This is a genomic window from Variovorax sp. 54 (assembly GCF_002754375.1).
Lineage (GTDB): Bacteria > Pseudomonadota > Gammaproteobacteria > Burkholderiales > Burkholderiaceae_C > Variovorax.
Genome location: NZ_PEFF01000001.1, coordinates 5,292,144 through 5,314,020, shown reverse-complemented (window position 1 = coordinate 5,314,020; position 21,877 = coordinate 5,292,144). Strand labels below are relative to the sequence as shown.

The following is a 21,877-nucleotide window of genomic DNA, read 5'->3' as shown; positions in this document are numbered from 1 at the left end:
TGCTCTTTGTCGTTCTATTTCTGCTGCGGGGCCGCGCTGTCACGGTCCCAGTCGAACAGGCCCGGTTCGCCCCGCGTGAAGCGCGCCGCCGCTTCGGCGTGGTAGGCCGAGGCCATGGCCACGGCCTGTGCGCAGGCCTCCAGCGTGGCCAGGGTGGCGTAGTCGGTTTCGAAGCTCTTGTTGAGCAGGCTGCGCGTCATGGCGGCCGCCTCGCGCGGGCCGGCCGACAACCGGTGCGCGAAGGCGCGCGCGGCCTGCGGCAGTTCAGCAGGGTCATGCACCGCATGGACGAAGCCCATCGCCATCGCTTCCTGCGCGCCGATGCGGCGCGCGGTGAGCATCACTTCCTTGGCGCGCGCCAGCCCCACGATGCGCGGCAGCGTGTACAGCGCGCCGTAGTCGGGCACTGCGCCCATGCGCGCGAACGACATGCAGAAGGCCGCGCGCGTCGACGCCAGGATGAAGTCGGCCTGCAGCGCCAGGCCGAAGCCGGCGCCGTAGGCCGCGCCATCTACCGCGGCGATCACCGGCAGGTCGAGCTCGCGCAACTGGGTCAGCCACAGCTGCGAGTCCATGAGGCGGCGGCGCGTGGCGTCGGGCGAGTTGCGCTCGGGGTCGGGGTCTTGCAGCCGCTCGTTCATGCCCTTGACGTCGCCGCCCGCACAGAAGCTTCCGCCCGAGCCGGTGAGCACGAGCACGCGCAGTGCGCGGTTCTCGCGCACGCGGGCCAGCATCTCGGCGTAGTCGGCGCGCAGCTCCATCGACAGCGCGTTGCGCGACGCGGGCCGCTGGTGGGAAAACTCGGCGACGGGGCCGTCGATGACGAGCTGCGATTCGCGCAAGGCAATGGTTTCGGTGTCGGATGCCATGGGGTTCTTTCGTTTCATTCCTTGAAGGACACGCCGAGCTCGTGCGACAGCCGCGTGATGCGTGCGCGCTCGCCCAGGAAGTACTCGGTGGCGGCAGCGGCCGTGCTGCCTTCGGGCTCGATGCCGGCGGCGCGCAGCGGTTGCTGCACCTCGGGGAGCTTGAGGATTTCGTTGACGTGGCGGTTGAGCAGCTCGACCACCGGCTTGGGCGTGCCCGCCGGCGCCAGCCACATGAACCAGGGCGTCATGCCCTCGATCTCGCGCGTGAGGCCCTGCTCGGCGCCGGTCGGCACGTCGGGCGTGAGCGCGAAGCGTTTGGGCTCGGTCACCGCCAGCAGGCGGATGTTGCCGCGCTCCACCATCGGGCGCACCGCGGCGTACTCGAGCATCGCGAAGTCGACCTCGCCCGCCGCCACGGCCAGGGCCGTGGGCGCATTGCCCTTGTAGGGCGCGCCGATGGCCTTCACACCGAGCGAGCGCACCAGCGTGAGCGCGGCCACGTGCGGGTTGCTGCCCGCGCCGCCGTAGCCGAAGCTCAGCTTGCCGCTGTTGGCCTTCGCATAGGCGATGAACTCGGCGACGTTGCGCACGGGCAGCGTGCTGCGCACCGCCAGGAACGACGGCGCACGGCCGACCATCGAGACCGGCACGAAGTCCTTGCCGGGCACGAAGGGGAAGTTGTCGAACATCAGCGGAAAGCTGGTCGAGACCGCGTTCGCGAGCCCCAGCGTGTAGCCGTCCGCCGGCGCGCGCGCCATGGTCTCCATGCCGATGCGGGTGGCCGCACCGGTCCGGTTCTCAACGATGAAAGGCTGGCCCAGCCGGTCGCCGAGCTTCTGCGCGACCAGCCGCGCGAGCGTGTCGGTGCTGGCGCCGGCCTGCACGCCGACGAGGATGCGCACGGGGCGCTCGGGGTACCCGGCGGCCTGCGCCTGCGCGGACACCGCGAACACGGCGCCGACAAGCAGCGCGCGGACCGCACCGGCAAAGGGAAAAAATCGAACGGACATGGATGCGTCTCCTGGAAGTCGCAGTCGCGGTCAGGAACGACGCGACGCGCTGGAGGTCATCATCCGGTTCGGTGCGGCGAACACCCCACCCCTCTGGGGCGGCTCGGGAAAACCCGGTGGGGGTGGGTTACTTCGTCCCGGCGGCGCGCAAGCGCTGCACCACGTCGTCGCGCCCGGTCGCGCCGAGCTTTCCGTAGACGTTCTTCAGGTGCCACTTCACGGTGTCGAGCGACACCCCGAGGGCGCGCGCGATCTTCTTGTTCGGCATCGACTGCTGGAGCAACTGCACGATCTCGGTCTCGCGCGGGCTCAGCAGTTCGAACGAGGCGGTGCGGGCCGTGTCGCCGCCTGCGCCCTGCCCGCCCCCTGCGTTCGCATGCGACTGGCGGGCCGAGGCCTGGATGCGCTGGGCGTAGAAGGCCAGCAACGGGTCCATGCCGGGCTCGTTGCCCACGGCCTCGATCAGGGCCAGCGCGTCGGGGTCGGCATCGAGCAGCGAGCGCACCAGGCCGAGCCGGTGGCCGATGCGCAGGGCTTCGCGCGTGCGCTCGCGCGCCACATCGTCCCGCCCCAGCCGGCGCTCGAGCACGGCCGCCTGCAGGTGCAGGTAGGCCAGGCGGCGGATGCGCCCGCGCCGCTCGCACAGGACCCACAGCGCGTCGATGCGCCGCAACGCGCCCTGCAGGTCACCGTCCCAGATCGCGAGGCGAATGCGCGCGCGCTCCGCGACCACCATGATCTCGCTGAGGGTTTCGGATTCGACACCCGCGTGGCGCGCATCGAGCGCGTCGAGCTGCGCCATGCAGTGGCGCACCGCCTCGGATTCGCCGCGCTCCGCGTGCAGCTTGAACTGCTCCAGCAGGCAGTAGGCCATCACGCGGTCCAGGCCGAGCCGCTGCGCGTAGTCTTCGACCTGTTCCAGGTGGGCCAGGGCATCGAGCGGGCGGCCGGCCATGCGGCGGGCGCGCGTCAGCACCAGCATCACGCGCACCACCGTGTCGGGAATCGACACGCGCTCCAGCACGTCGAGCCGCTCTTCGACCAGGCGCGCCGCGGCGGCCGGGTCGTTCAGTTCGTACAGCACCTCGGCCAGCAGGCCGGCCGCCATGCAGGCGGCATCGACGCAGCTGCTGCCGCGCTGGTCGGCCTCGAACAGCACGTCGCGGTAGATGCGCTCGGCCTGGATCATCTGGCCTTCGACCGCATGCGCCAACCCGACCAGGCAACGGCCGACCAGCGCGCCGAAGGGCGTGCCGTGCAGCACCTGCCCTTCGACCAGCGGCGGCTCCTCGTCGAGCTGGATGCGGCGCGCGCGCTCGTACTCGCCGCGGTAGACATAGAGCCAGCTCAGGATGTTGCGCCGCCCGGCCCGGGCGATGCCATCCGCCCCGTCGGGCGCGTGCTGCAGCTCCGGCAGGATCGCCATCGCGCCGAGCGTGTCGTCGCTCTGCACCGCCAGCAGGCCGCGCAACAGCGTGAGCCGGTAGCGCATGGCGGGCGGCGCGTCGGCCAGGTCGATGCGCAACTGAGCGACGGTGCGCGCGCACTCGGCCAGCCGGCGCTCGTACACCTCGACCCAGGCCATCCACAGGCGCAGGCCCGCGCGCGCGCTCAGCAGCGCGGGCGGCAGCAGCCGCATCAGGCTCACCAGCTGGCGCAGCTCGCCGCGCACGAACAAGTCGCTCGCGCAGCCCTCGACCAGTTCGACGGCGGCGTCGGCCTCGCCAGCCTGCATCGCGTGGCGCACGGCATCGTGATGCAGGGCCTCGGCCGCGAACCAGTGCCATGCCGCGACGTGGACTCGGCGGCGCTCGGGTGCCGGCCAGGTTTCGAAGCGGGCGCGCAGCACGTCGCGCAGCAGTGGATGGATGCGCCACCACGCGGCCGGATCGTCCGCGCCCGCGGTGCGGGTCATGAACAGCCCTTCGCCCGCGAGCCGGCCCAGCAGTGCGGCGCAGCGCGCGGCACCCTGTGGCTCGCCGAGCAGCGCGGCGCCCAGCGGCGCGTTGAAGCGCGACGGCACCGCACAGCACACCATCAGGCGCAACTCGTCCGGTGCCAGGCGCAGCAGCACCTCCTGCTCGAGGTAGGCAGAGAAGGTCTTGGGATCGCAGACGCGCTCGACCTGCTCCGGCAGCGCACCCGGCCGGCGGCGCAAGGCCACGCTCAGCAGCTGCAGGCCGGCCGGCCAGCCGTCGGTCAGCGCATGCAGGCGATCGGCGATGCGGTCGTCGGCGCCCGACAGGCGCTCGCGCAGGAACTCGGCCGACTCGTCGCGCGAAAAACGCAGGTCGTCGGGGCCAAGCTGCAACATCTGGTCCGCGGCGCGTGCGCGTGCGAGGAAAAGCGGCAACGCGGTGCGCGTGGCCAGCGCGCAGCGAAGGTTGACGGGCGCGTACTCGATCAGCAATTGAATCGCATGCACCGCCCCGGCACTGTGCAGATGGTGCGCATCGTCGAGCACCAGCACGATCTCGCGCCCGCTCGCCGCGATGCCCTGCACCAGGCCGATGACCATGCGCTCGACCGCCTCTGGGTCGCTGCCGCGCCCGGCCAGCAGGCGGGCCTCGCGGGTGATTGCCGCGTCGATGGGCTCCAAGGCCGCGAACAGGTCGTCGACGAGCCGCAGGATGTCGTTGTCGTCGCTGCCCAGCGCGACCCAGGCGACCTCCGAACCGACCGACACCAGCTCGCGTCGCCACAGCTGGAGCAGCGAGGTCTTGCCGCAACCCGCGGGCGCCTGAACGACGACGAGCCGGTGCGGCGCCGAGGTGGACAAGGACAAACGCGCGAGCAAGGTCTCGCGCGACAACAGAAGCCCGGCGGACCGCGGAAGCGATCCGGACACAGGCTGCGCATCGTTGGGTTTCGTGCGCTCGGCAGGCAGGGTCGGCATCGGCGTGGATTCTCGCGCACAGCGCCTGCCCCTACCCGCAGCGGGTGGTGTCGCCCCACAGGGCTGCTGCACAATCGACCGCGATGCCGGCCCCTACCCCTTCTGCCTCGCCAACGGCCAAGCCCGAGGCGGCGCGGCGCCCGGTTGTCGGCACGGTCGGACGCGAGCGCCTGCTGGCGCGCCTGACCGAAGCCCGGCACCTGCGTTGCATCGCCGTCACCGGGCCGGCGGGCGCCGGCAAGTCCGCGCTCATCGCGGCCTGGCGACGGGCCCTGGTGCCGATGGGTTTCGAGGTTGCCTGGTTCACGCCGGGTGCGGACGACGACAACCCCGCACGCTTCTTCGACGGCCTGCTTGCCAGCCTGGCGCAGGTCGATGCAGCGCTGGCGCACGAGACCACCGCAGGCATCGGCACCGACCCCGATGCCATCGAGCGGCAGGTCATCACGCTGGTGCGCGGCATCGCGGCACATGCGCGCGATGTGGCGCTGGTGCTCGACGACCTGCACCGGCTGCGCCACCCCGCGATCCTCGATGCGCTGCAATGGCTGCTGGACTACGCCCCACCCAACCTGCACCTGGTGCTGGTCTCGCGCGGCCGTCTGCGGCTGTCGCTCGAGCGGCTGCGCAGCCAGGCCCAGACCCTGGAGCTCGACCGGCACGACCTGCGCTTCACGGCGGCGGAGAGTGTCCAGTTCCTCAAGTCGCAACTTGGAGAGATCGATGCCCGCACCGTGCGCAGCCTGCACGAACTCAGCGAAGGCTGGGTGACCGGCCTGCGCCTCTTTGCGCTCGACTGGAAGAAGAAGCGACGGGAACTCTCCGCGCTCACCGCCACGGGCCAGCCCTTCGCCGGCCTGCCTGCACGCGATGCGACCGCCCTGGCCCACTACTTCGAGCACGAGGTGTGCGCGCACCTGTCGCCCGGCGAACTCGACCTGCTCGTGCGCGCGGCGCCCTGCCTGCGCCTCTGTGCACCGCTGTGCGCCGCGCTCGCCGACGCGCCGGACACGCTCGCCGACGTGGCCACGCTGCTCCTGCGGCTGGAAAGCGAAGACCACTTTGTCGACCGCGTCGAGCACCCGCCGGGCGAGACCTGGTTCCGCCTGCACCCGCTGCTGCGCGACGCGCTGCTGACCCGCTTCGCTGCCCTCGCCGAGCCTGCACGGCAGGCCGTGCAGGCGCGCGCCTTCACGTGGTTTCGCGACCGCGGCCTGCTGCAGGACGCGGTGCGCCATGCCGTGCAGTCGGGCGACCCGGCGCAGGCCGCGGCGCTGGTCGACCAGTGCGCGCAGTCGCTCATCGTGCGCGGCGAGCGTCGCGAACTGGCGGCGCTGCTGCGCCAGCTGCCGCCGGAGCAGCTGCAGCGCAGCTTCAGCATGCGGCTGTGGCTGGTGCGCACGCAGTTCTTCGAGCGCGACCTCGACGCCTGCACGCGCACGCTCGACGAGCTGACACGCGACCTGCCGGCCGATGCGGTCGCGCACCGCTTTCATGTCGCGGCGCTGCAGGCCGCGCTGGCGCTGCAGCGCGACGACACCGACGCCGCGCTGGCGATGCTGCCGCACTTGCTGCAGGTTCCGCCCGATGCCGATCCGCTTGCGGTCGGCGTGCGCCACAACATCCTGTCGTGGCTTCATATCCAGCAGGGCGCGTACGAACAGGCGCGCCGCGTGCAGCGCGAGGCGCCGCCGCTGATGGTCGATGGCGCGCCGCTCGTGGCGACCGCCGCCGGCAGCCTGCAGGGCCGCTGCCTGGTCGGGCTGAGCTATGCGATGGAAGGGCAGATGACGCAGGCCGAACGCGTGCTGCGCGCCGTGGCGGCCGAAGCCGAACAGGCCGGCAAGGCGGGCGCCGATGCACGCTACCTCGCGCTCAGCCTGCTCACCGACGTGCTCTACGAACTCGACGACGCCCGCCAGGCGCGCGCCCTGCTCGAGGACAAGGTCGGTATGCTCGAGCGCATCGCGATGCCCGATGCCGTGCTGCGCGTGTACCGGGTGCTGGCGGCGGCCGCCTGGCAGGCCGGTGACACGGCCGGCGCCTTCGCCCACCTCGAGCGGCTGGAGGCCTACGCCACGCGCCACCGGCTCGATCGCCTGCTCGCCCACCGACTGGGCGACGAGGTGCATTGCCGCCTGCTGTGCGGCGAACTGACGGCCGCCCAGGCGGCGCTGGCCCGGCTGGAGGCGATCGACGCGCGCCATGCGGCCCCGGCCGCGGGGTCGCTCGGCGAGATCCGCGAAGTGGCGCAGCGCGCACGCATCCGGCTGGCCGTGGTGCTGGGCGACCTCGAGCGCGCCGCCGCGCAGCTGGACGACCTGCTCGCCCTGTGCGAGGCGCGCGGCCGGCAGCGCAGCGTGGTGCAACTGCTGGTGCGCAGCGCGGCGGTCGATGCCCAGCGCGGCTGCGGCGAATCCGCTCGGCGCAAGCTGCGCGACGCGCTGCAGCGCGGGCACCGGCTCGGCCTGCTGCGCAGCCTGGTCGATGCCGACACGATGGCGCGCCGGATGCTCGACGAGCTCGCGCGCACCGAATCGCTCGACCCGGTGCTGGCCTTCTATGTCGAACGCCTGCTGGCCGTGCGCACGCGCCCGGAGGCGCCCGTGGACGGTGCCGCCGCAACCGGCGCTTCCGGCACATCCGGCGCCACGCCTGCCGGCCTCGAAGCCTTCAGCGAGCGCGAGGTCGAGATGCTGCGCCTGCTGGCCCAGGCCATGCCCAACAAGAAGATCGCGCGCGCCCTCGGCCTGTCGCCCGAGACGGTCAAGTGGTACCTGAGCCGCATCTACGGCAAGCTGCGCGTGTCCGGCCGCGACGAAGCCGTGGCGCGCGTGCGCGACCTCGGGTGGGACGCCGGCGCCGCCGCCACGGCGCCGGACTGACGCCTTCGCGCCGACGGCGCGCGGCCCCCTTCGGGTCAACCCGCCCCCCATCGGGAGTGGTGGTCCCCCGCCCCCCCGGATTTACCTTTGGGTCTTGCCACGAGCCCCTCAGGAGACAAATCCGTGAACGTGACCCGCAACGTCTTTCGAGACGACCACGAGATGTACCGCGAGACGGTGCGCCGCTTCCTGGAACGCGAATGCAAGCCGCGCCAGGCCGACTGGGACCGCGCCGGCCAGGTCGACCGCGAGACCTGGCTGAAGGCCGGCCGCGAAGGCCTGCTGTGCGCCTCGCTCCCCGAGGACTACGGCGGTGGCGGCGGCGACTTCGGCCACGCGGCCGTGTTCAGCGAAGAGATGGCGCGCTCCGGCGTGAGCGGCCCGGCCTTCGGCATGCACTCGGACATCATCGCCCCGTACATCCTGCGCGCCGGCACCGAGGAACAGAAGCGCAAGTGGCTGCCCGGCGCGGCCTCGGGCGAGACCATCCTGGCCATCGCCATGACGGAGCCGGGCACCGGCAGCGACCTGAAGGCGGTGCGCACCACCGCCGTTCGCGAGGGCGACGAGTACGTCATCAACGGCAGCAAGACCTTCATCAGCAACGGGCTCACGGCCGACCTGATCCTCGTGGTCTGTAAGACCGATCCGACCGCCGGCGCCAAAGGTATCAGCCTGATCGCGGTCGAGGCGACGCGCGCGGGCTTCCGGCGCGGGCGGAAGCTGGAAAAAGTGGGCCAGTACGCACAGGACACGGCCGAACTCTTCTTTGACAACGTGCGCGTGCCCGTGGCCAACCGCCTGGGTGAGGAAGGCAAGGGCTTCGCCTACCTGATGGGCGAGCTGCCGCAGGAGCGCTTCACCATCGCCGTCGGCGCCGCCGCGCGACTGGAGCGCGCGCTGGAGAACACGCTGGCCTACGTCAAGGAGCGCCGCGCCTTCGACCAGACCGTGTGGGACTTCCAGAACACCAAGTTCAAGCTGGCCGACGTGAAGGCACAAGCCGTGGCCGTGCGCACCCTGATCGACCACTACATCGGCGAGCACATGCGCCGGCGCCTCACGCTCGAAGAAGCGGCCATCGCCAAGCTCTTCGCCACCGAGACGCTGGGCAAGGCGCTGGACGAGATGGTGCAGCTGCACGGCGGCTACGGCTACATGCTGGAGTACCCCATCGCACGCGACTTCGTCGACATGCGTGTCACGCGCATCTACGGTGGCACCAGCGAAGTGATGCGCGAACTGATCGCTAGAAAACTTTGACCCCACCTCCTCAAGGAACCACATGACAAACAAGGTATTCGTCGCCGGCGTCGGCATGATCCAGTTCAAAAAGCCCGGCACCAGCGAGCCCTACGACGTGATGGGCGAGCAGGCCATCCGCATGGCACTGGCCGATGCCGGACTCGAATTCAGCGACGTGCAGCAGGCCTATGCCGGCTACGTCTACGGCGATTCCACCTGCGGCCAGAAGGCGGTGTACCGCGTGGGCATGACCGGCATTCCGGTGCTCAACGTGAACAACAACTGCGCCACCGGTTCGTCGGCCCTGTACCTGGCGCGCCAGGCGGTGCAAAGCGGCGCGGTCGACTGCGCGCTGGCCTTCGGTTTCGAGCAGATGAACCCGGGCGCGCTCAAGTCGCGCTGGGACGACCGCGCACCGGCGCTGGAGCGCGCCGCCCAGGTGGTGGACGAGCTGGTCGGCCACCCCGAGATCCCGTCGGCCATCCGCCAGTTTGCCGGCGCCGGCCGCGCGCACATGCAGAAATACGGCACCCGGCTGGAGACCTTCGCCGCCATCCGCGCCAAGGCCAGCCGCCACGCCGCCAACAACCCGCTGGCCGTGTTCCGCAACGTCGTGTCGACCGAGGACGTGATGAACGCGCCCATGCTGTGGGACGGCGTCATCACTCGCCTGATGGCCTGCCCACCCACCTGCGGCGGCGCTGCGGCCATCGTGGTGTCGGAAGCCTTCGCCCGCAAGCGCGGCCTGCGCACCGACGTGCTGATTGCCGGCCAGTCGCTCACCACCGACCTGCCCAGCACCTACGACGCCAAGGACATGATCCGCGTCGTCGGCTTCGACATGACGGCCCTGGCCGCGAAGCAGGCTTATGAACAAGCTGGCGTGGGCCCCAAGGACATCGACGTCATCGAGCTGCACGACTGCTTCGCACAGAACGAACTGCTCACCTACGAAGGCCTGGGCCTGTGCGCCGAAGGCGAAGGCGAGAAGCTGGTGAACGACGGCGACAACACCTACGGCGGTCGCTGGGTCACCAACCCCTCGGGCGGCCTGCTATCCAAGGGCCACCCGCTGGGCGCCACAGGCCTGGCCCAGTGCTACGAGCTCACGCACCAGCTGCGCGGCACGGCAGACCAGCGCCAGGTCGAAGGCGCCAAGGTGGCGCTGCAACACAACCTGGGCCTGGGCGGCGCCGGCGTCGTCACGATCTACAAGAGGGCCAGCGCATGATCGGCAAGAAGCACATCGGCATGAAGCTGCCGGTCTACAAGGCCACTGCCGAGGCGGGGCAGCTGCGCTTCTTCGCCAAGTCCATCGGCGAGACCAACCCCGTCTATCTGGACGAATCGGCCGCGCGCGATGCCGGGCACCCGGGCCTGCCGCTGCCGCCGACCTTCCTGTTCTCGCTGGAGTTCCAGATTCCGTCGAACGCCTGGCGCGAAACGCTGGGCATCGTGACCTCGCGCATCCTGCACGGCGAAGAAAGTTTCGACTACCACCGCATGGCCTACGCCGGCGACACGCTGCAGTTCGAGACGCACATCGCCGACATCTACGACAAGAAGGGCGGCGCGCTGAGCTTCGTGGAGCGCAAGTCGCGCGTCACCAACCAGCGCGGCGAGCACGTGGCCGATCTGCGCTCCATCCTCGTTCACAAGAACGCATGAAGAAGAAGGCAACGACCATGAGCACCCCTTCCCCCACCACCGCGACTGTCGGCGACGCCCTGCCCCCGCTGGCCCTGCCGCCCATCACCCGCACCACGCTGGCCCTGTTCGCCGGCGCCTCGGGCGACCACAACCAGATTCACATTGACCTCGACTACGCGCGCAAGGCCGGCATGCCCGACGTGTTCGCGCACGGCATGTTGTCGATGGCCTACCTGGGACGCCTGCTCACGCAGTGGGTCGACCAGCGCAAGTTGCGCAGCTTCGGCGTGCGCTTCACCGGCATCACGCACCTGGGCCACCAGATCACCTGCACGGGCCGGGTGGTCGAGAAGTTCGAGGTGGACGGCGAGCAGCGCGTGAAGCTCGAAATCGAAACGCGCAACCAGTACGGCGAGACCCGCATCGTGGGCGATGCCGTGGTCGCGCTCTGAACATCCATCCACTCATTCATTTCTGGAGATAGACACATGGGAACTCTTGACGGCAAGGTGGCACTGGTCACCGGTTCGGGCCGCGGCATCGGCCAGGCCATCGCGATGAAGCTGGCCAGCCAGGGCGCGCGCATCGTGGTCAACGACCTGGACGCCGACCCGGCGCAGGAAACGGTCGAGCTGCTGAAGAAGAGCGGCGCCGAGGCGGTGGCCTGCGCGGGCAACGTCAGCGCGCCCGACTTCGCCGAGCGCTACATCAAGACGGCGATGGACCACTTCAAGGGCATCGACATCATCGTCAACAACGCCGGCTTCACCTGGGACGACGTGATCCAGCGCATGACCGACGAACAGTGGCACGCCATCGTCGACTGCCACATGACGGCGCCCTTCCGCATCCTGCGCGCCGCCTACCCGGTCATCAAGGCGCAGGCGCAGGCCGACCAGGAAGAGGGCATCGAGGTGTACCGAAAAGTGGTCAACGTCTCGTCGACCTCGGCACTGAACGGCAATGCGGGCCAGATGAACTACTCGTCGGCCAAGGCCGGCGTGATCGGCATGACGCGTGCGCTCAGCCGCGAGTGGGGCCGCTTCAAGGTCAACGTCAACGCGGTGGCCTTCGGCCTGATCCACACCCGCATGACCAACGCCGATGCGAAGGCCGGCGCCACCGTGAACATCGAAGGCCGCGACATCCGCGTGGGGCTGAACCCCGAGCTGCTGAAGTCGCATGCGCAGCGCAACCCGCTGGGCCGCGGCGGCACACCGGAAGAAGCGGCCGGCGCGGTGTACCTGTTCTGCCTGCCCGAGTCGAACTACATCACCGGCCAGATCGTGGCGGTGGCCGGCTCGCCGCAGTAAGTAAACACGCACAAAGTGGGGATGGCCGCGGGTGGCCTGACGCCCGCGGCCTCGCGTTGGTCCAGAAAAACTCCGGAGACACGACACACATGACAACCCTCGCCGACGAACCCACCCGGACGCCCGCCGCAGTGCGCTATCGGGCCGTGCCGTACGCGATCCGCCAGACCCTGTGCGAACGGCGCGCCGACGGCACGCTGATCCTGCGCTCCCCGCTCACGCCCAAGGCCACGGGCCGCACAGGCTTCGCAGGCTACATCCCTCACTGGGCCGAACGCCGCGGCGACCTGCCGGCCTTCTGCGAACGCGACGCGCACAGCGGCGAATGGAACCGCATCACCTGGCGCGCCCTGTGGCAGCAGGTGCAGGCCGTGGGCGCCGCCTTGCTCGAACTCGGCCTGGGCCAGGGCCGCCCGCTGGTCGTGCTCTCGCCCAACTCGCTGGAGCAGCTGGTGCTGCTGCTGGCGGCCGAATACGTCGGCGTGCCGGTCGCGCCGGTGTCGCCCGCCTATTCGCTGCTGAGCCGCGACTTCGCGCGCCTCAAGGGCGTGTGCGAACTCGTGCCGCCGGCGGCGCTGTTCGTGCAGGACGGCGCCACCTTCGAACGCGCCGTCGCCGCCATCGCCGCCGTCGGTGGCCCCGATGTGCCGGTGATCGCGGTGCATGGCGCCGCACCGGGCGCCTTGTCATGGCAGGCGCTCTCGGCGCTCGAACTCACTGCGGCGCGCCGCGACCGCGTGGCCGCCGCGCACGCGGCCATCCGCCCCGACGACATCGCCCGGATTCTCTTCACCTCCGGCTCCACCGGCGTGCCCAAGGGCGTGCCCCTCAGCTACCGCAACCTGCAGGCGACGGCAGCGAGCCAGTCGGACATGTTCGCCAGCTTCGCCGAGCAGGACGAGCCGCCTGTGTTCCTCGACTGGCTGCCCTGGCACCACGCCCTGGGCGGCGTGCTCAACCTCGGGCGCGCGGTGTTGCTCGGCGCCACGCACTACATCGACGACGGCAAGCCGCTGCCGGGCCTGTTCGAGCGCACAGTGCGCAACCTGCGCGAGGTCTCGCCCACGCTGCTGACCAGCGTGCCTTCGGCGTGGACCATGCTCGCGACCGAACTCGAGCGCGACCCGCAGCTGGCGCGCAGCCTGTTCGCCCGCGTCGTCAATTTCGGCTACGGCGGCGCCAGCCTGCCGCAGGACGTCAACGAGCGCATCCAGCGCGTGGCCGAACGCACCGTGGGCGAACGCATCGTGTTCGGCACCGGGCTGGCCTCGACGGAAACCACCGGCGTGGGCACCTACCGCAACTGGGCCTGCGACGACCTGGCCAACATCGGCGCGCCCGCGCCCGGCACCGAGATCAAGCTGGTGCCGCTGGAAGGCGATCGCTACGAGATCCGGGTGCGCGGTGCCCACAACTTCAGCGGCTATGTCGCGCAGCCCGAACTCACGGCCGCGGCGTTCGACGAGGAAGGCTTCTTCAAGCTCGGCGACGCGGTGCGGCTGGTCGATGCGAACGACCCCACCCGGGGCATGCGTTTCGACGGCCGCGTGGCGGAAGACTTCAAGCTCGTCAACGGCACCTGGGTGCGCACCGGCGCCATCCGCCTCGGGCTGGTCGAGCGCTGCGCGCCGCTGATCACCGACGCCGTCATCTGCGGCCACGACCAGACCTACGTTGCCGCGCTGGCCTGGCCCAACGTGGCCGCCTGCCAGCGCCTGCTGCCCGAACTCGCGGGCCTGGACGCCGCCGCACTCATCGCGCATCCGGCCCTGGTCGCGGCCCTCGGCGAGCGCCTGCGCAAGGACAGCGGCAGCGCCAGCCTGCGCGTCGAACGCCTGCTGCTGATGGCCGAGCCGCCGTCGATGGACGCCAACGAAATCGCGGACAAGGGCTACGTCAACCAGTCGGCCACACGCGCACGCCGGGCCGACCGAGTGGCGCAGCTGTTCGAGCCGCAGCCCGGCCCGCAGGTGGCGCGCGCCTGAACGCGCGCCCCGCCCCACCCCGCATTCACAGAAAAACGGAGACACCATGCACAGCACATCTCATTTCGCCAGACGGCTGATCGGCATCGCCGCCCTCGCCTGCAGCACCCTCGCCTTCGCGCAGGACTATCCGACGCGGACCATCACGCTCGTGCTGCCGGCGCCACCCGGCGGCGCCACCGACGTGCTCGCGCGCGTGATGGCCGACGAGCTGGGCAAGCGCCTGGGCCAGACCGTCATCGTGGACAACAAGCCCGGCGCCTCCGGCCTGCTCGGCGCCTCGGCGGTGGCACGCGCCGCGCCCGACGGCTACACGCTGTTCTTCTCGCATGCCACGCCGATCTACTACGCGCCCTACATGTTCTCGAAGGTGCCCTACGACGTGCGGCGCGACTTCGCCTTCATCACCGAGATCTGCTCGGCCAGCCTGGTGTTCGCGGTCGGCAAGGATGTGCCCGTGCAGAACATGAAGGAGCTGGTGAGCTGGGCCACGGCCAACAAGGGCAAGGTCAACTACGGCTCGTTCGGCGTCGGTTCTTCGAGCCACCTGTTGATGGCGCACCTGAGCGAATCGCGCCACCTCGACATGGCGCATGCCGCCTACAAGGGCGAGGCACCGATGATCCAGGACATCCTCGGCGGCCAGATCCCGATGGGCATCGGCACCCTGGGCACCATGGCCCCGCACATCGCCAGCGGCCGCCTGAAGGCCCTGGCCATCGTCGGCGACAAGCGCCTGCCCGAGCTGCCCAACGTGCCCACCATGGTCGAGGCCGGCTTCCCTGACGACGAGTTCAAGCCCCTCGGCGGCGTAATGCTGACCGCTCCCGCCAAGACCCCCGCACCGATCCTCGCCCGGCTGGAGAAGGAAGCCCGCGCCGTCGTGCAGACCGCCGCCATGAAGGCACGCTTCCAGGCCTTCGGCCTGGTGGGCATGGGCAACAGCTCGGCCGAGTTCAGGAAGAACTTCGAGGCCAGCGGGCCGGTGATCCAGAAGCTGGTGCAGGTGTCCGGCGCGAAGGTGGATTGACGAGCAAGCGCCGACGCATGCCAACGGCCGCCGCGTGCGGCCGTTTTGCTGTCTCCTATCCGACCTGCCTGTCCTGCCCGGCCCAGTGCCTCGCGCGCAGCGCCTTCTTGTCCACCTTGTCGAGCGCGGTCAGCGGCAGCGTGTCGACGAAGGTCACCAGCTTGGGCGCCTGCACCACGCCCTTGCGTTCGGTGACGAAGGCGATCAGCTCGGCGGCCTCCACCGGGGTGCCCTCCTTCTTGCGCACCACCACCGCCATCACCGCTTCGCCCCACTTCTCGTGCGGCACGCCGATGACCGCCGACAGCGCGACGCCCGGGTGCTGCGCCAGGCAGCTCTCCACCTCGCTGGAGTACACGTTGAAGCCGCCGCTGATGATCATGTCCTTCGCGCGGTCGACCAGGTAGAGGTACCCGTCGGCATCGCGACGCGCCATGTCGCCGGTGTGCAGCCAGTCGCCGGCAAAGGCCTTGGCTGTTTCCTCGGGCCGGTCGAGATAGCCCGACATCACCAGCGGGCCGCGCACGCACAGCTCGCCGATCTCACCCACCGGCACCTCGGCATGGTGGGCGTCGAGCAGGCGTACCTGGTTGCCCGGCAGGCTGCGGCCGCAACTGCCCAGCCGCTCGGGGCGATCGAGGTCGTGTTCGTCGCGACGCAGGTAGCTGATGGTCATCGGCGCCTCGGCCTGGCCGTAGACCTGTGCGAACACCGGACCGAACCGGCCCAAGGCCTGTCGCAAGCGCGCCGGCGCCATCGGCGCGGCGCCGTACAGCACGAGTTGCAGGCTCGACACGTCGTGCGCATCCAGCGCCTCGGAGGCATCGAGCAGGCCGTAGATCTGCGTGGGTACGAGGAAGGTCGTGGTGATGCGCTCAGCCGCGACAGTCCGCAGAAAACCATCGACGCTGAAGCGCTCGAGCAGATGCACCGTGCCGCCTTGCAGGAAGGTCGTGAGAAGCATCGCGCCCGCCGCATGCGACACCGGCGTGGCGGCCAGAAAACGCACCTCCGACGGCCACTCCCAGCATGCGAGCTGTTGCAGCGCCGACGTCACCACCGTGCGCTGGTGATGCACGATGCCCTTGGACCGGCCCGTGGTGCCGCCGCTGTAGGCGATCTTGAGGATGTCGTCCGGCTGCGCGTCGAGCGCGATGTCACTACCGTCCAGGCCATCCGACGCAGCCAGCAAGTCGATGCCGTAGGCGGCCGGCCCCAGCGTCAGCACATGCGGCACCAGGTAGCGCTGCGCCAGCGCCGCCCCGCGCCCGGCATGGTGCGGCACGCCGATCACCAGTGCCTTGGCCTTCACGTCGGCCAGGATGAAGGCCTGGTCCTCTTCCGATCCCAGTGGATGCAGCGGCGTGTAGACCAGCCCCATCAGATGCGCCGCGATGATGACCATCACCGACTCGGGCCGGTTGGCAGCCAGCACGGCGATGCCGTCCTGCCGCTGCAGGCCCATCGCCTGCAGACAGCGCACCATGCGATGGCAGCCTTGTTCGAGTTCACGGTAGCTCATGCGCGCGCCGCTGCCGACGAGCGCTTCGCGGGTGGCGAAGGCTTTGAAGGCAGAGCGGTAGAGCTCGGCGAAGGTGGAGCCTTGGTGGAGGGTCGGATTGGGAGGCAGGTGCATGGCGGCCGTGCTTTCGTTTTCAGGGCTGCGGGCGGATGTCGACCCGTGGGCTTGATTGGGCGATGCGGACAGGCTCGGGCGCCCACCCTTGTTGGGTAGGCGCCCACGGTCTGCTCTGCAGCGACACCTAGATCCCATGCTGGACTTGCAACCCTCATCCGGAGCGCGCACTGTTCGACCGGTCAAAGCGACTGCAGTCAACAGAAGCTTCCCGTGCGATGAACGCCGCTGGGTGCTGCACCGGGAGCCCGAATCGAACGGGGCCCCGCGACTGCGCGGGTCCGTGCCGTCGCTGGTGGTGGACGAAGATTTTCTGTAACTCGGCTTACGCAAACTGCCACATGACGCTCACTGCAAGGAGCGCACTGCCGTGCAAGAAATAGATCACTGCAAGCGTGGCCCGGGACTACCATTCCATCGTTCACGTGCGGTTCGGCACGAGACTGCCGCGGACTGGTTGCTCACTCGTGCGAGGAGAGTCGCGATGGCAAGTCCAATGCATGTCAACAAGCTTCAGACGAAATCCCATGACGAACCGGATGAGGTTCGGGAGCCCGAAAAGACCCGGGTCGAAGTGGTCCGCCTCGAGGGCTACACGCTCGGACGCTTCAAGTTCGAGCCCGGGTGGCGCTGGTCGAAGTGCATCAAACCGGTCGTTGGCACGGACAGTTGCCAGGTGGCTCACGTCGGGTACGCGGTGTCCGGTCGCATCACCGTGCAAATGAATGACGGCTCGCAGACTGTCATTGAGGAAGGCATGTCGTACACCATTCCGCCGGGGCACGACGCATGGGTCGAAGGCAACGCTCCGTTCGTCGGCTTGGAGATGATGAGCGCAGAGGAATACGCAAAGTCCAAGAACTGACCCGAGGTGAAGGGTCTCAGGAACCAACGTCTTCGCGATGCTCGAACGCAGGCGTGATCCGTACGGAACAACAGTCGGACTGGGGTGATCCAGAGGACTGATGACAATCAACTACAGCGGTAGCGCTCCTTGCGCTCGCGAAACAGTTCGACTGTTGAATTCCGCCGATCGCTGGCCCCGGGGTCCCGCAGAGAACCCAGACGCTGGAAATTTCAGCGGAGCCGCAATGCTGCAGCACGCCCTGCAACGGGTCGTGCGCGAGGCCGGGTTCAGCGCCAACGCGTTCGTCTTTTCCCAAGCCTGGCCGACTACGCAGGTGCCGCGCGGCAGGCCGGCGTTGACGATCGGCGTTTGACCGATCGCGCCCATCCGGCCAACGCCATCGAACGACAGCACCCCGTCTGGTCCAGACGCTCCCGTTCAGAAGCGAGAGGGTTCCTATCCCGGTCTTCCCCGCATCCACGCTACAGCCTCATCCCGCCCCGCGACTCCGAGCTTCCCGTAGATGTTCTTCAGATGCCACTTCACGGTGTCGATGGACAAGCCCAGTGCCAGCGCGATCTTCTTGTTGGGCATCGCCTGCGCGAGCAGGCCCAGCACGTCGCGCTCGCGGTCGCTCAACGGCTCGACCGGGCGCCTGCCCGCCTCGGGGGCCACACCCACCGAGACCGTCGCGTCGGCAGCGACAGGCACGAGTCCCGCGCGTCCCAGGCGCTCCGCATAGAACCCGAGCACCGGGTCCAGCGATGCGTCCTTCGCCACTTCCGCCACCAGCGTCATCACCGCCGGGTCCGCGTCGAGCAGGCTGCGCACCAGACCCAGCCGGTGGCCGCTGCGCAAGGCCGCCAGCGTGCATTCCCGCGAGGCCTGCGCCCTGCCCCGGCGCTGCTCGATCAGGGCCTGCAGCAGCTTCATCTGCGCGATCAACCGTTGCCGTCCGCGCAGCGCGATGTTCGCGATCAGCGCTTCGATCCTGCGCGCCGCATCGTCCGTGTCGCCGCGGGCAAGCGCCCAGCGGATGCGCGCGCGCTCGGCCACCACGGCAATCTCGCCGAGTGCGCTGTGCGCGGCATCGGCATGGCGCGCGTCGATCTCGTTCGCGCGCGACAGCGCCACTTCGGCGGCGGCCAGGTCGCCCATCTGCAGGCGGTAGTGCACCTGCATCGTGAGGCTGTGCACCAGCAGCCGGTCCAGGCCCAACGCGGCGCTGTAGTCTTCCAGCCGCTCCAGCCAGGCCATGGCTTCCATCCGTCGCCCGGCCGCCCAGTGCGCGGCAGCGAGCGAGCGGTGCACGCGCAGCACCGAGTCGGGAATGGACACGCGCTCCAGCGCGTCCACACGGTCTTCGAGCAGCGCCACCGCAGCCTCGGTCTCGCCGTGCTCGTAGAGCACCTCGCCCAGCAGCGCGGTCGACAGGTAGGTGGCGTCGACGCAGGCACTGCCGCCCTCGTTGGCCTCGCGCAGCACGTCGCGGTAGACACGCTCGGCCTGGGTCATGCGGCCTTCCATGGCGTAGCTCAGGCCGGCCAGGCTGCGGCCCTGCAGCGTGCCCGACGAGCTGCCGCGCAAGGGCTCGCCGTCGATCAGGCGGATCGGGTTGTCCTGCTGCACGCGCCGCGCGCGCTCGTAGTCGCCGCGGTGCATGTACAGCCAGGACAGGATGTTGTCGCGCGCGCCCGTGGCCAGCGCGTCCGCGCCTTCGGGCGCAGCCTGCAGGCGCGGCAGCAGCGCCATGGCGGCATCGGTGTCGTCGCGCTGCAAGGCCAGCGAGGCTTCGAGCAGCGTGAGCCAGTAATGGCTGATGGCGTCGTCCGGCGGAATGTCGGGCCGCAGGCGCGCGATGTGGGCGGAAAAGGCGTCCAGCTCGCGCGCGAACAGTTCGATTCGGATCATCCACAGCCGCAGCCCGATGCGCGCCTGCACTTCGGCCGGCGGCAGCTGGCGCACAAGGCCGATCAGCTTGCGCAGCTCGCCGCGCACGGCCAGGCCATGGGCCGACTTCTCGACCAGCGCCGCGGCCGCCGCGCCCTCGCCCGCCGCCACGGCCTGGCGCACGGCCTCGTCGATGAGGCCATGGTCGCGGAACCACTGCCACGCGATGCGGTGCACCGCGCGCTGTTCGGCCTCGCTGCGCTGGCGCAGGCGCCCGCGCAGGGTTTCGCGCAGCAGCGGGTGCAGGCGGTACCATGTCTCGCGCTCGGCGCTGGTCTCGATCGGCACGATGAACAGGCTCTCGCCCTCCAGCCGCGCCAGCAGCGGCGCGGTGGCGGGGTCGTCCGCGGGCCGGCCGAGCAAGGCCGCGCACAGCGGCGCGCAGAAGCGGCTGCAGGCCGACACGCTGATCAGCAGGTCGAGATCGGCCGGCGCCAGGTGCGACAGCACTTCCTTCTCGAAGTAGGCGGCGAAGGCCTGCGGGTCTTGCACGTGGGCGCGCACGAAGTCGCCCGGCAGCTGGCCTGCACCCACGCCCAGTTCCTGGCGGCGCTTCTTCCAGTTGATGGCCAGCAGCTGCAGGCCGGCGGCCCAGCCGTCGCACAGCTCGTGCAGCGCCAGCGCGTCGCGCGGCGCGATGCTGCCCAGTTGCGACTGCAGGAAGCGCTCGGACTCGGCCGGCGAGAAGCGCAGGTCGCGCACGTCGATCTCGAGCACCTGGCCTTCGGCGCGCAGGCGGTCGAGCGACAGCGGCAGCGCGCCGCGCGAAGCCATGGCCAGGTGCAGGTTGCCCGGCGCGTAGTCCAGCAGCCATTGCAGCGCCTCGTGCAGGCGCGCATCCATGAGGTGCTGCAAGTCGTCGAGCACCAGCACCAGTTCGCGCGGATGGGCGGCAATGCCGCGCACCAGCGCGATCAGCGCGCGCTCGACGGCCTCGCTGTCGACGCCGCGGCCGGCGTAGTCGGCGGCCTCCTGGGTGGCGACCGGCGCCACCTGCGCCACGCTGGCCAGCAGGTAGTCGAGCAGGCGGGTGGGCTCGTTGTCCTCGGGCGTGAGGCTGAGCCAGGCGACGTCGAAGCCCAGCGGCAGCAGCGCCTGTCGCCACGCGACCAGGGTGGTGGTCTTGCCGCAGCCGGCGGGGCCCTGCAGCACGACGCAACGGCGGCGGCGCCCTTCCATCAGTCGGGCCAGCAACGCCTCGCGGGCCACGGCGCGCCCGGCGCTGCGGGGGGGAACCATCTTGGTGGCGACCAGGGCCTTGAGCCCGGTGGCGTCGGGCGAACGCGAGGGGGAAAGTGGCTTGTTCTGCATGTCTCTGGCCGGCATTGTGGCCCGCCCGCCACCCGATCTGGGTAGTGGGGTTAAGGGGGTGCGGCGCCCAGAATCGCTGCAAGACAAGGAGACCCCGTGAACATCCACCGCACCGTGTACCGCGAAGACCACGAGATGCTGCGCGACACCGCACGGCGATTTTTCGAGCGCGAATGCCTGCCGCGCCAGGCCGCGTGGGACGCCGCCGGCCGCACCGACCGCGAGACCTGGCTCAAGGCCGGCCGCGAAGGGCTGTTGTGCGTCACCGTGCCGACCGAATACGGCGGCGGCGGCGGCGACTTCGGTCACTCCTGCGTGCTGGCCGAAGAGCTGCACCGCTCGGGTGTCTCGGGCTTCAGCCTGTCGGTGCATTCGGACATCACCGCGCCGTACATCGTGCGCTTCGGCACCGAGGAACAGAAGCAGCGCTGGCTACCCAAGATCTGCCGCGGCGAGACCATCATGGCCATCGCCATGACCGAGCCGGGCACGGGCTCCGACTTGAAGTCGATCCGCACGAGCGCGGTGCGCGACGGCGACGAGTACGTCATCAACGGCAGCAAGACCTTCATCAGCAACGGCCTGAACTGCGACATGGTGCTGGTGGCCTGCAAGACCGACCCGAGCGCCGGCAGCAAGGGCGTGAGCCTGATCATGGTCGAGGCCGACCGCGCGGGATTTCGGCGCGGCCGCAAGCTCGACAAGGTGGGCCAGCCGGCCGCCGACACCACCGAGCTGTTCTTCGACAACGTGCGCGTGCCGGTCGACAACCTGCTGGGCGAAGAGAACAAGGGCTTCGTCTGCCTCATGCAGGAGCTCGCGCAGGAGCGCCTGATCATCGCCGTGTACAGCGCCGCCAAGCTCGAGCGCCTGCTGGAGCAGACGCTGGCGTACGTGAAGGAACGCAAGGCCTTCGACGGCACGGTGTGGGACTTCCAGAACACCAAGTTCAAGCTGGCCGACATCAAGGCGCAGGCGGTGGCAACCCGCACGCTGGTCGACTACTACATCGGCGAGCACATGCGCCGCCGCATCAGCGTGCAGGAGGCGGCCATCGCCAAGCTCTTCGCGACCGAAACGCTGTGGAAGTGCATCGACGACATGGTGCAGCTGCACGGCGGCTACGGCTACATGCTGGAGTACCCGATTGCGCGCGCCTTCACCGACTACCGCATCACGCGCGTGTTCGGCGGCAGCAACGAAACGCAGCGCGACCTCATCTCCAGAAAACTCTGAATCCACTTCCTCGC

The 21,877-nt window shown here is 69.8% G+C and carries 16 protein-coding genes; 11 read left to right on the top strand and 5 right to left on the bottom strand.

Features of this window, described 5'->3' with window-relative positions:
- Positions 1-14: 14 nt before the first annotated feature.
- The 3 genes from CLU95_RS24320 to CLU95_RS24310 form a co-directional block, all read right to left on the bottom strand.
- A complete protein-coding gene (locus tag CLU95_RS24320) occupies positions 15-869 on the bottom strand; it encodes an enoyl-CoA hydratase/isomerase family protein (protein ID WP_099795964.1) in 855 nt (284 codons plus the stop codon).
- Between the two features lie 14 nt (positions 870-883).
- On the bottom strand, positions 884-1,879 hold the full coding sequence (locus CLU95_RS24315; protein ID WP_099795963.1) for a Bug family tripartite tricarboxylate transporter substrate binding protein: 996 nt from the start codon (positions 1,877-1,879) through the stop codon (positions 884-886).
- A gap of 127 nt (positions 1,880-2,006) precedes the next feature.
- Entirely contained in the window at positions 2,007-4,664 is a 2,658-nt protein-coding gene (locus CLU95_RS24310) for a LuxR C-terminal-related transcriptional regulator (protein WP_180288669.1), read from the bottom strand.
- A gap of 194 nt (positions 4,665-4,858) precedes the next feature.
- Here CLU95_RS24310 and CLU95_RS24305 point away from each other — a divergent pair, with 194 nt between their 5' ends.
- From CLU95_RS24305 to CLU95_RS24270, 8 genes are all read left to right on the top strand, one after another.
- Positions 4,859-7,660 (top strand): LuxR C-terminal-related transcriptional regulator, encoded by a 2,802-nt coding sequence (locus CLU95_RS24305; protein ID WP_099795961.1) that lies wholly within the window; start codon positions 4,859-4,861, stop codon positions 7,658-7,660.
- Between the two features lie 123 nt (positions 7,661-7,783).
- Positions 7,784-8,923 (top strand): acyl-CoA dehydrogenase family protein, encoded by a 1,140-nt coding sequence (locus CLU95_RS24300; RefSeq protein ID WP_099795960.1) that lies wholly within the window; start codon positions 7,784-7,786, stop codon positions 8,921-8,923.
- 22 nt (positions 8,924-8,945) lie between these two features.
- On the top strand, positions 8,946-10,136 hold the full coding sequence (locus tag CLU95_RS24295) for a lipid-transfer protein (protein ID WP_099795959.1): 1,191 nt from the start codon (positions 8,946-8,948) through the stop codon (positions 10,134-10,136).
- Positions 10,133-10,573 (top strand): MaoC family dehydratase N-terminal domain-containing protein, encoded by a 441-nt coding sequence (locus CLU95_RS24290; protein WP_099795958.1) that lies wholly within the window; start codon positions 10,133-10,135, stop codon positions 10,571-10,573. The genes CLU95_RS24295 and CLU95_RS24290 overlap by 4 nt, the downstream gene beginning before the upstream one ends.
- 17 nt (positions 10,574-10,590) lie before the next feature.
- Positions 10,591-11,007: a MaoC family dehydratase gene (locus tag CLU95_RS24285; protein WP_099797460.1), complete on the top strand. Its 417-nt coding sequence runs from the start codon at positions 10,591-10,593 to the stop codon at positions 11,005-11,007.
- A gap of 36 nt (positions 11,008-11,043) precedes the next feature.
- Positions 11,044-11,868 (top strand): SDR family NAD(P)-dependent oxidoreductase, encoded by an 825-nt coding sequence (locus CLU95_RS24280; RefSeq protein ID WP_099795957.1) that lies wholly within the window; start codon positions 11,044-11,046, stop codon positions 11,866-11,868.
- A gap of 89 nt (positions 11,869-11,957) precedes the next feature.
- Positions 11,958-13,853 carry a feruloyl-CoA synthase gene (locus CLU95_RS24275; protein WP_099795956.1) on the top strand — a complete coding sequence of 632 codons (1,896 nt, stop codon included), beginning with the start codon at positions 11,958-11,960 and terminating at the stop codon, positions 13,851-13,853.
- Between the two features lie 46 nt (positions 13,854-13,899).
- A complete protein-coding gene (locus tag CLU95_RS24270; protein WP_099795955.1) occupies positions 13,900-14,883 on the top strand; it encodes a Bug family tripartite tricarboxylate transporter substrate binding protein in 984 nt (327 codons plus the stop codon).
- Between the two features lie 55 nt (positions 14,884-14,938).
- Here CLU95_RS24270 and CLU95_RS24265 read toward each other — a convergent pair whose 3' ends face one another.
- On the bottom strand, positions 14,939-16,519 hold the full coding sequence (locus CLU95_RS24265; protein ID WP_099795954.1) for an AMP-binding protein: 1,581 nt from the start codon (positions 16,517-16,519) through the stop codon (positions 14,939-14,941).
- A gap of 484 nt (positions 16,520-17,003) precedes the next feature.
- Between CLU95_RS24265 and CLU95_RS24260 the strand changes: the two genes are divergently transcribed.
- Both CLU95_RS24260 and CLU95_RS31210 read left to right on the top strand, forming a co-directional pair.
- Positions 17,004-17,384: a cupin domain-containing protein gene (locus CLU95_RS24260; RefSeq protein WP_099795953.1), complete on the top strand. Its 381-nt coding sequence runs from the start codon at positions 17,004-17,006 to the stop codon at positions 17,382-17,384.
- Between the two features lie 226 nt (positions 17,385-17,610).
- Positions 17,611-17,739 carry a hypothetical protein gene (locus CLU95_RS31210; protein ID WP_257214714.1) on the top strand — a complete coding sequence of 43 codons (129 nt, stop codon included), beginning with the start codon at positions 17,611-17,613 and terminating at the stop codon, positions 17,737-17,739.
- 83 nt (positions 17,740-17,822) lie between these two features.
- On the opposite strand, the gene CLU95_RS24255 is transcribed toward CLU95_RS31210, so the two are convergent.
- The gene (locus CLU95_RS24255; RefSeq protein WP_257214713.1) at positions 17,823-20,627 is read right to left on the bottom strand and encodes a LuxR C-terminal-related transcriptional regulator; all 2,805 of its coding nucleotides are present in this window, start codon (positions 20,625-20,627) and stop codon (positions 17,823-17,825) included.
- A 96-nt stretch (positions 20,628-20,723) separates the two neighbouring features.
- On the opposite strand from CLU95_RS24255, the gene CLU95_RS24250 reads away from it, so the two are divergent.
- On the top strand, positions 20,724-21,863 hold the full coding sequence (locus CLU95_RS24250) for an acyl-CoA dehydrogenase family protein (RefSeq protein WP_099795952.1): 1,140 nt from the start codon (positions 20,724-20,726) through the stop codon (positions 21,861-21,863).
- Positions 21,864-21,877: the final 14 nt, after the last annotated feature.

Coding starts and splice junctions, on each gene's coding strand:
- CLU95_RS24295 (WP_099795959.1), top strand. CDS start 8,946: ATGACAAACAAGGTATTCGTCGCCGGCGTCGGCATGATCCAGTTCAAA.
- CLU95_RS24265 (WP_099795954.1), bottom strand. CDS start 16,519: ATGCACCTGCCTCCCAATCCGACCCTCCACCAAGGCTCCACCTTCGCC.
- CLU95_RS24280 (WP_099795957.1), top strand. CDS start 11,044: ATGGGAACTCTTGACGGCAAGGTGGCACTGGTCACCGGTTCGGGCCGC.
- CLU95_RS24260 (WP_099795953.1), top strand. CDS start 17,004: ATGGCAAGTCCAATGCATGTCAACAAGCTTCAGACGAAATCCCATGAC.
- CLU95_RS24305 (WP_099795961.1), top strand. CDS start 4,859: ATGCCGGCCCCTACCCCTTCTGCCTCGCCAACGGCCAAGCCCGAGGCG.
- CLU95_RS24285 (WP_099797460.1), top strand. CDS start 10,591: ATGAGCACCCCTTCCCCCACCACCGCGACTGTCGGCGACGCCCTGCCC.
- CLU95_RS24320 (WP_099795964.1), bottom strand. CDS start 869: ATGGCATCCGACACCGAAACCATTGCCTTGCGCGAATCGCAGCTCGTC.
- CLU95_RS24275 (WP_099795956.1), top strand. CDS start 11,958: ATGACAACCCTCGCCGACGAACCCACCCGGACGCCCGCCGCAGTGCGC.
- CLU95_RS24255 (WP_257214713.1), bottom strand. CDS start 20,627: ATGCAGAACAAGCCACTTTCCCCCTCGCGTTCGCCCGACGCCACCGGG.
- CLU95_RS24270 (WP_099795955.1), top strand. CDS start 13,900: ATGCACAGCACATCTCATTTCGCCAGACGGCTGATCGGCATCGCCGCC.
- CLU95_RS24290 (WP_099795958.1), top strand. CDS start 10,133: ATGATCGGCAAGAAGCACATCGGCATGAAGCTGCCGGTCTACAAGGCC.
- CLU95_RS24315 (WP_099795963.1), bottom strand. CDS start 1,879: ATGTCCGTTCGATTTTTTCCCTTTGCCGGTGCGGTCCGCGCGCTGCTT.
- CLU95_RS31210 (WP_257214714.1), top strand. CDS start 17,611: ATGCTGCAGCACGCCCTGCAACGGGTCGTGCGCGAGGCCGGGTTCAGC.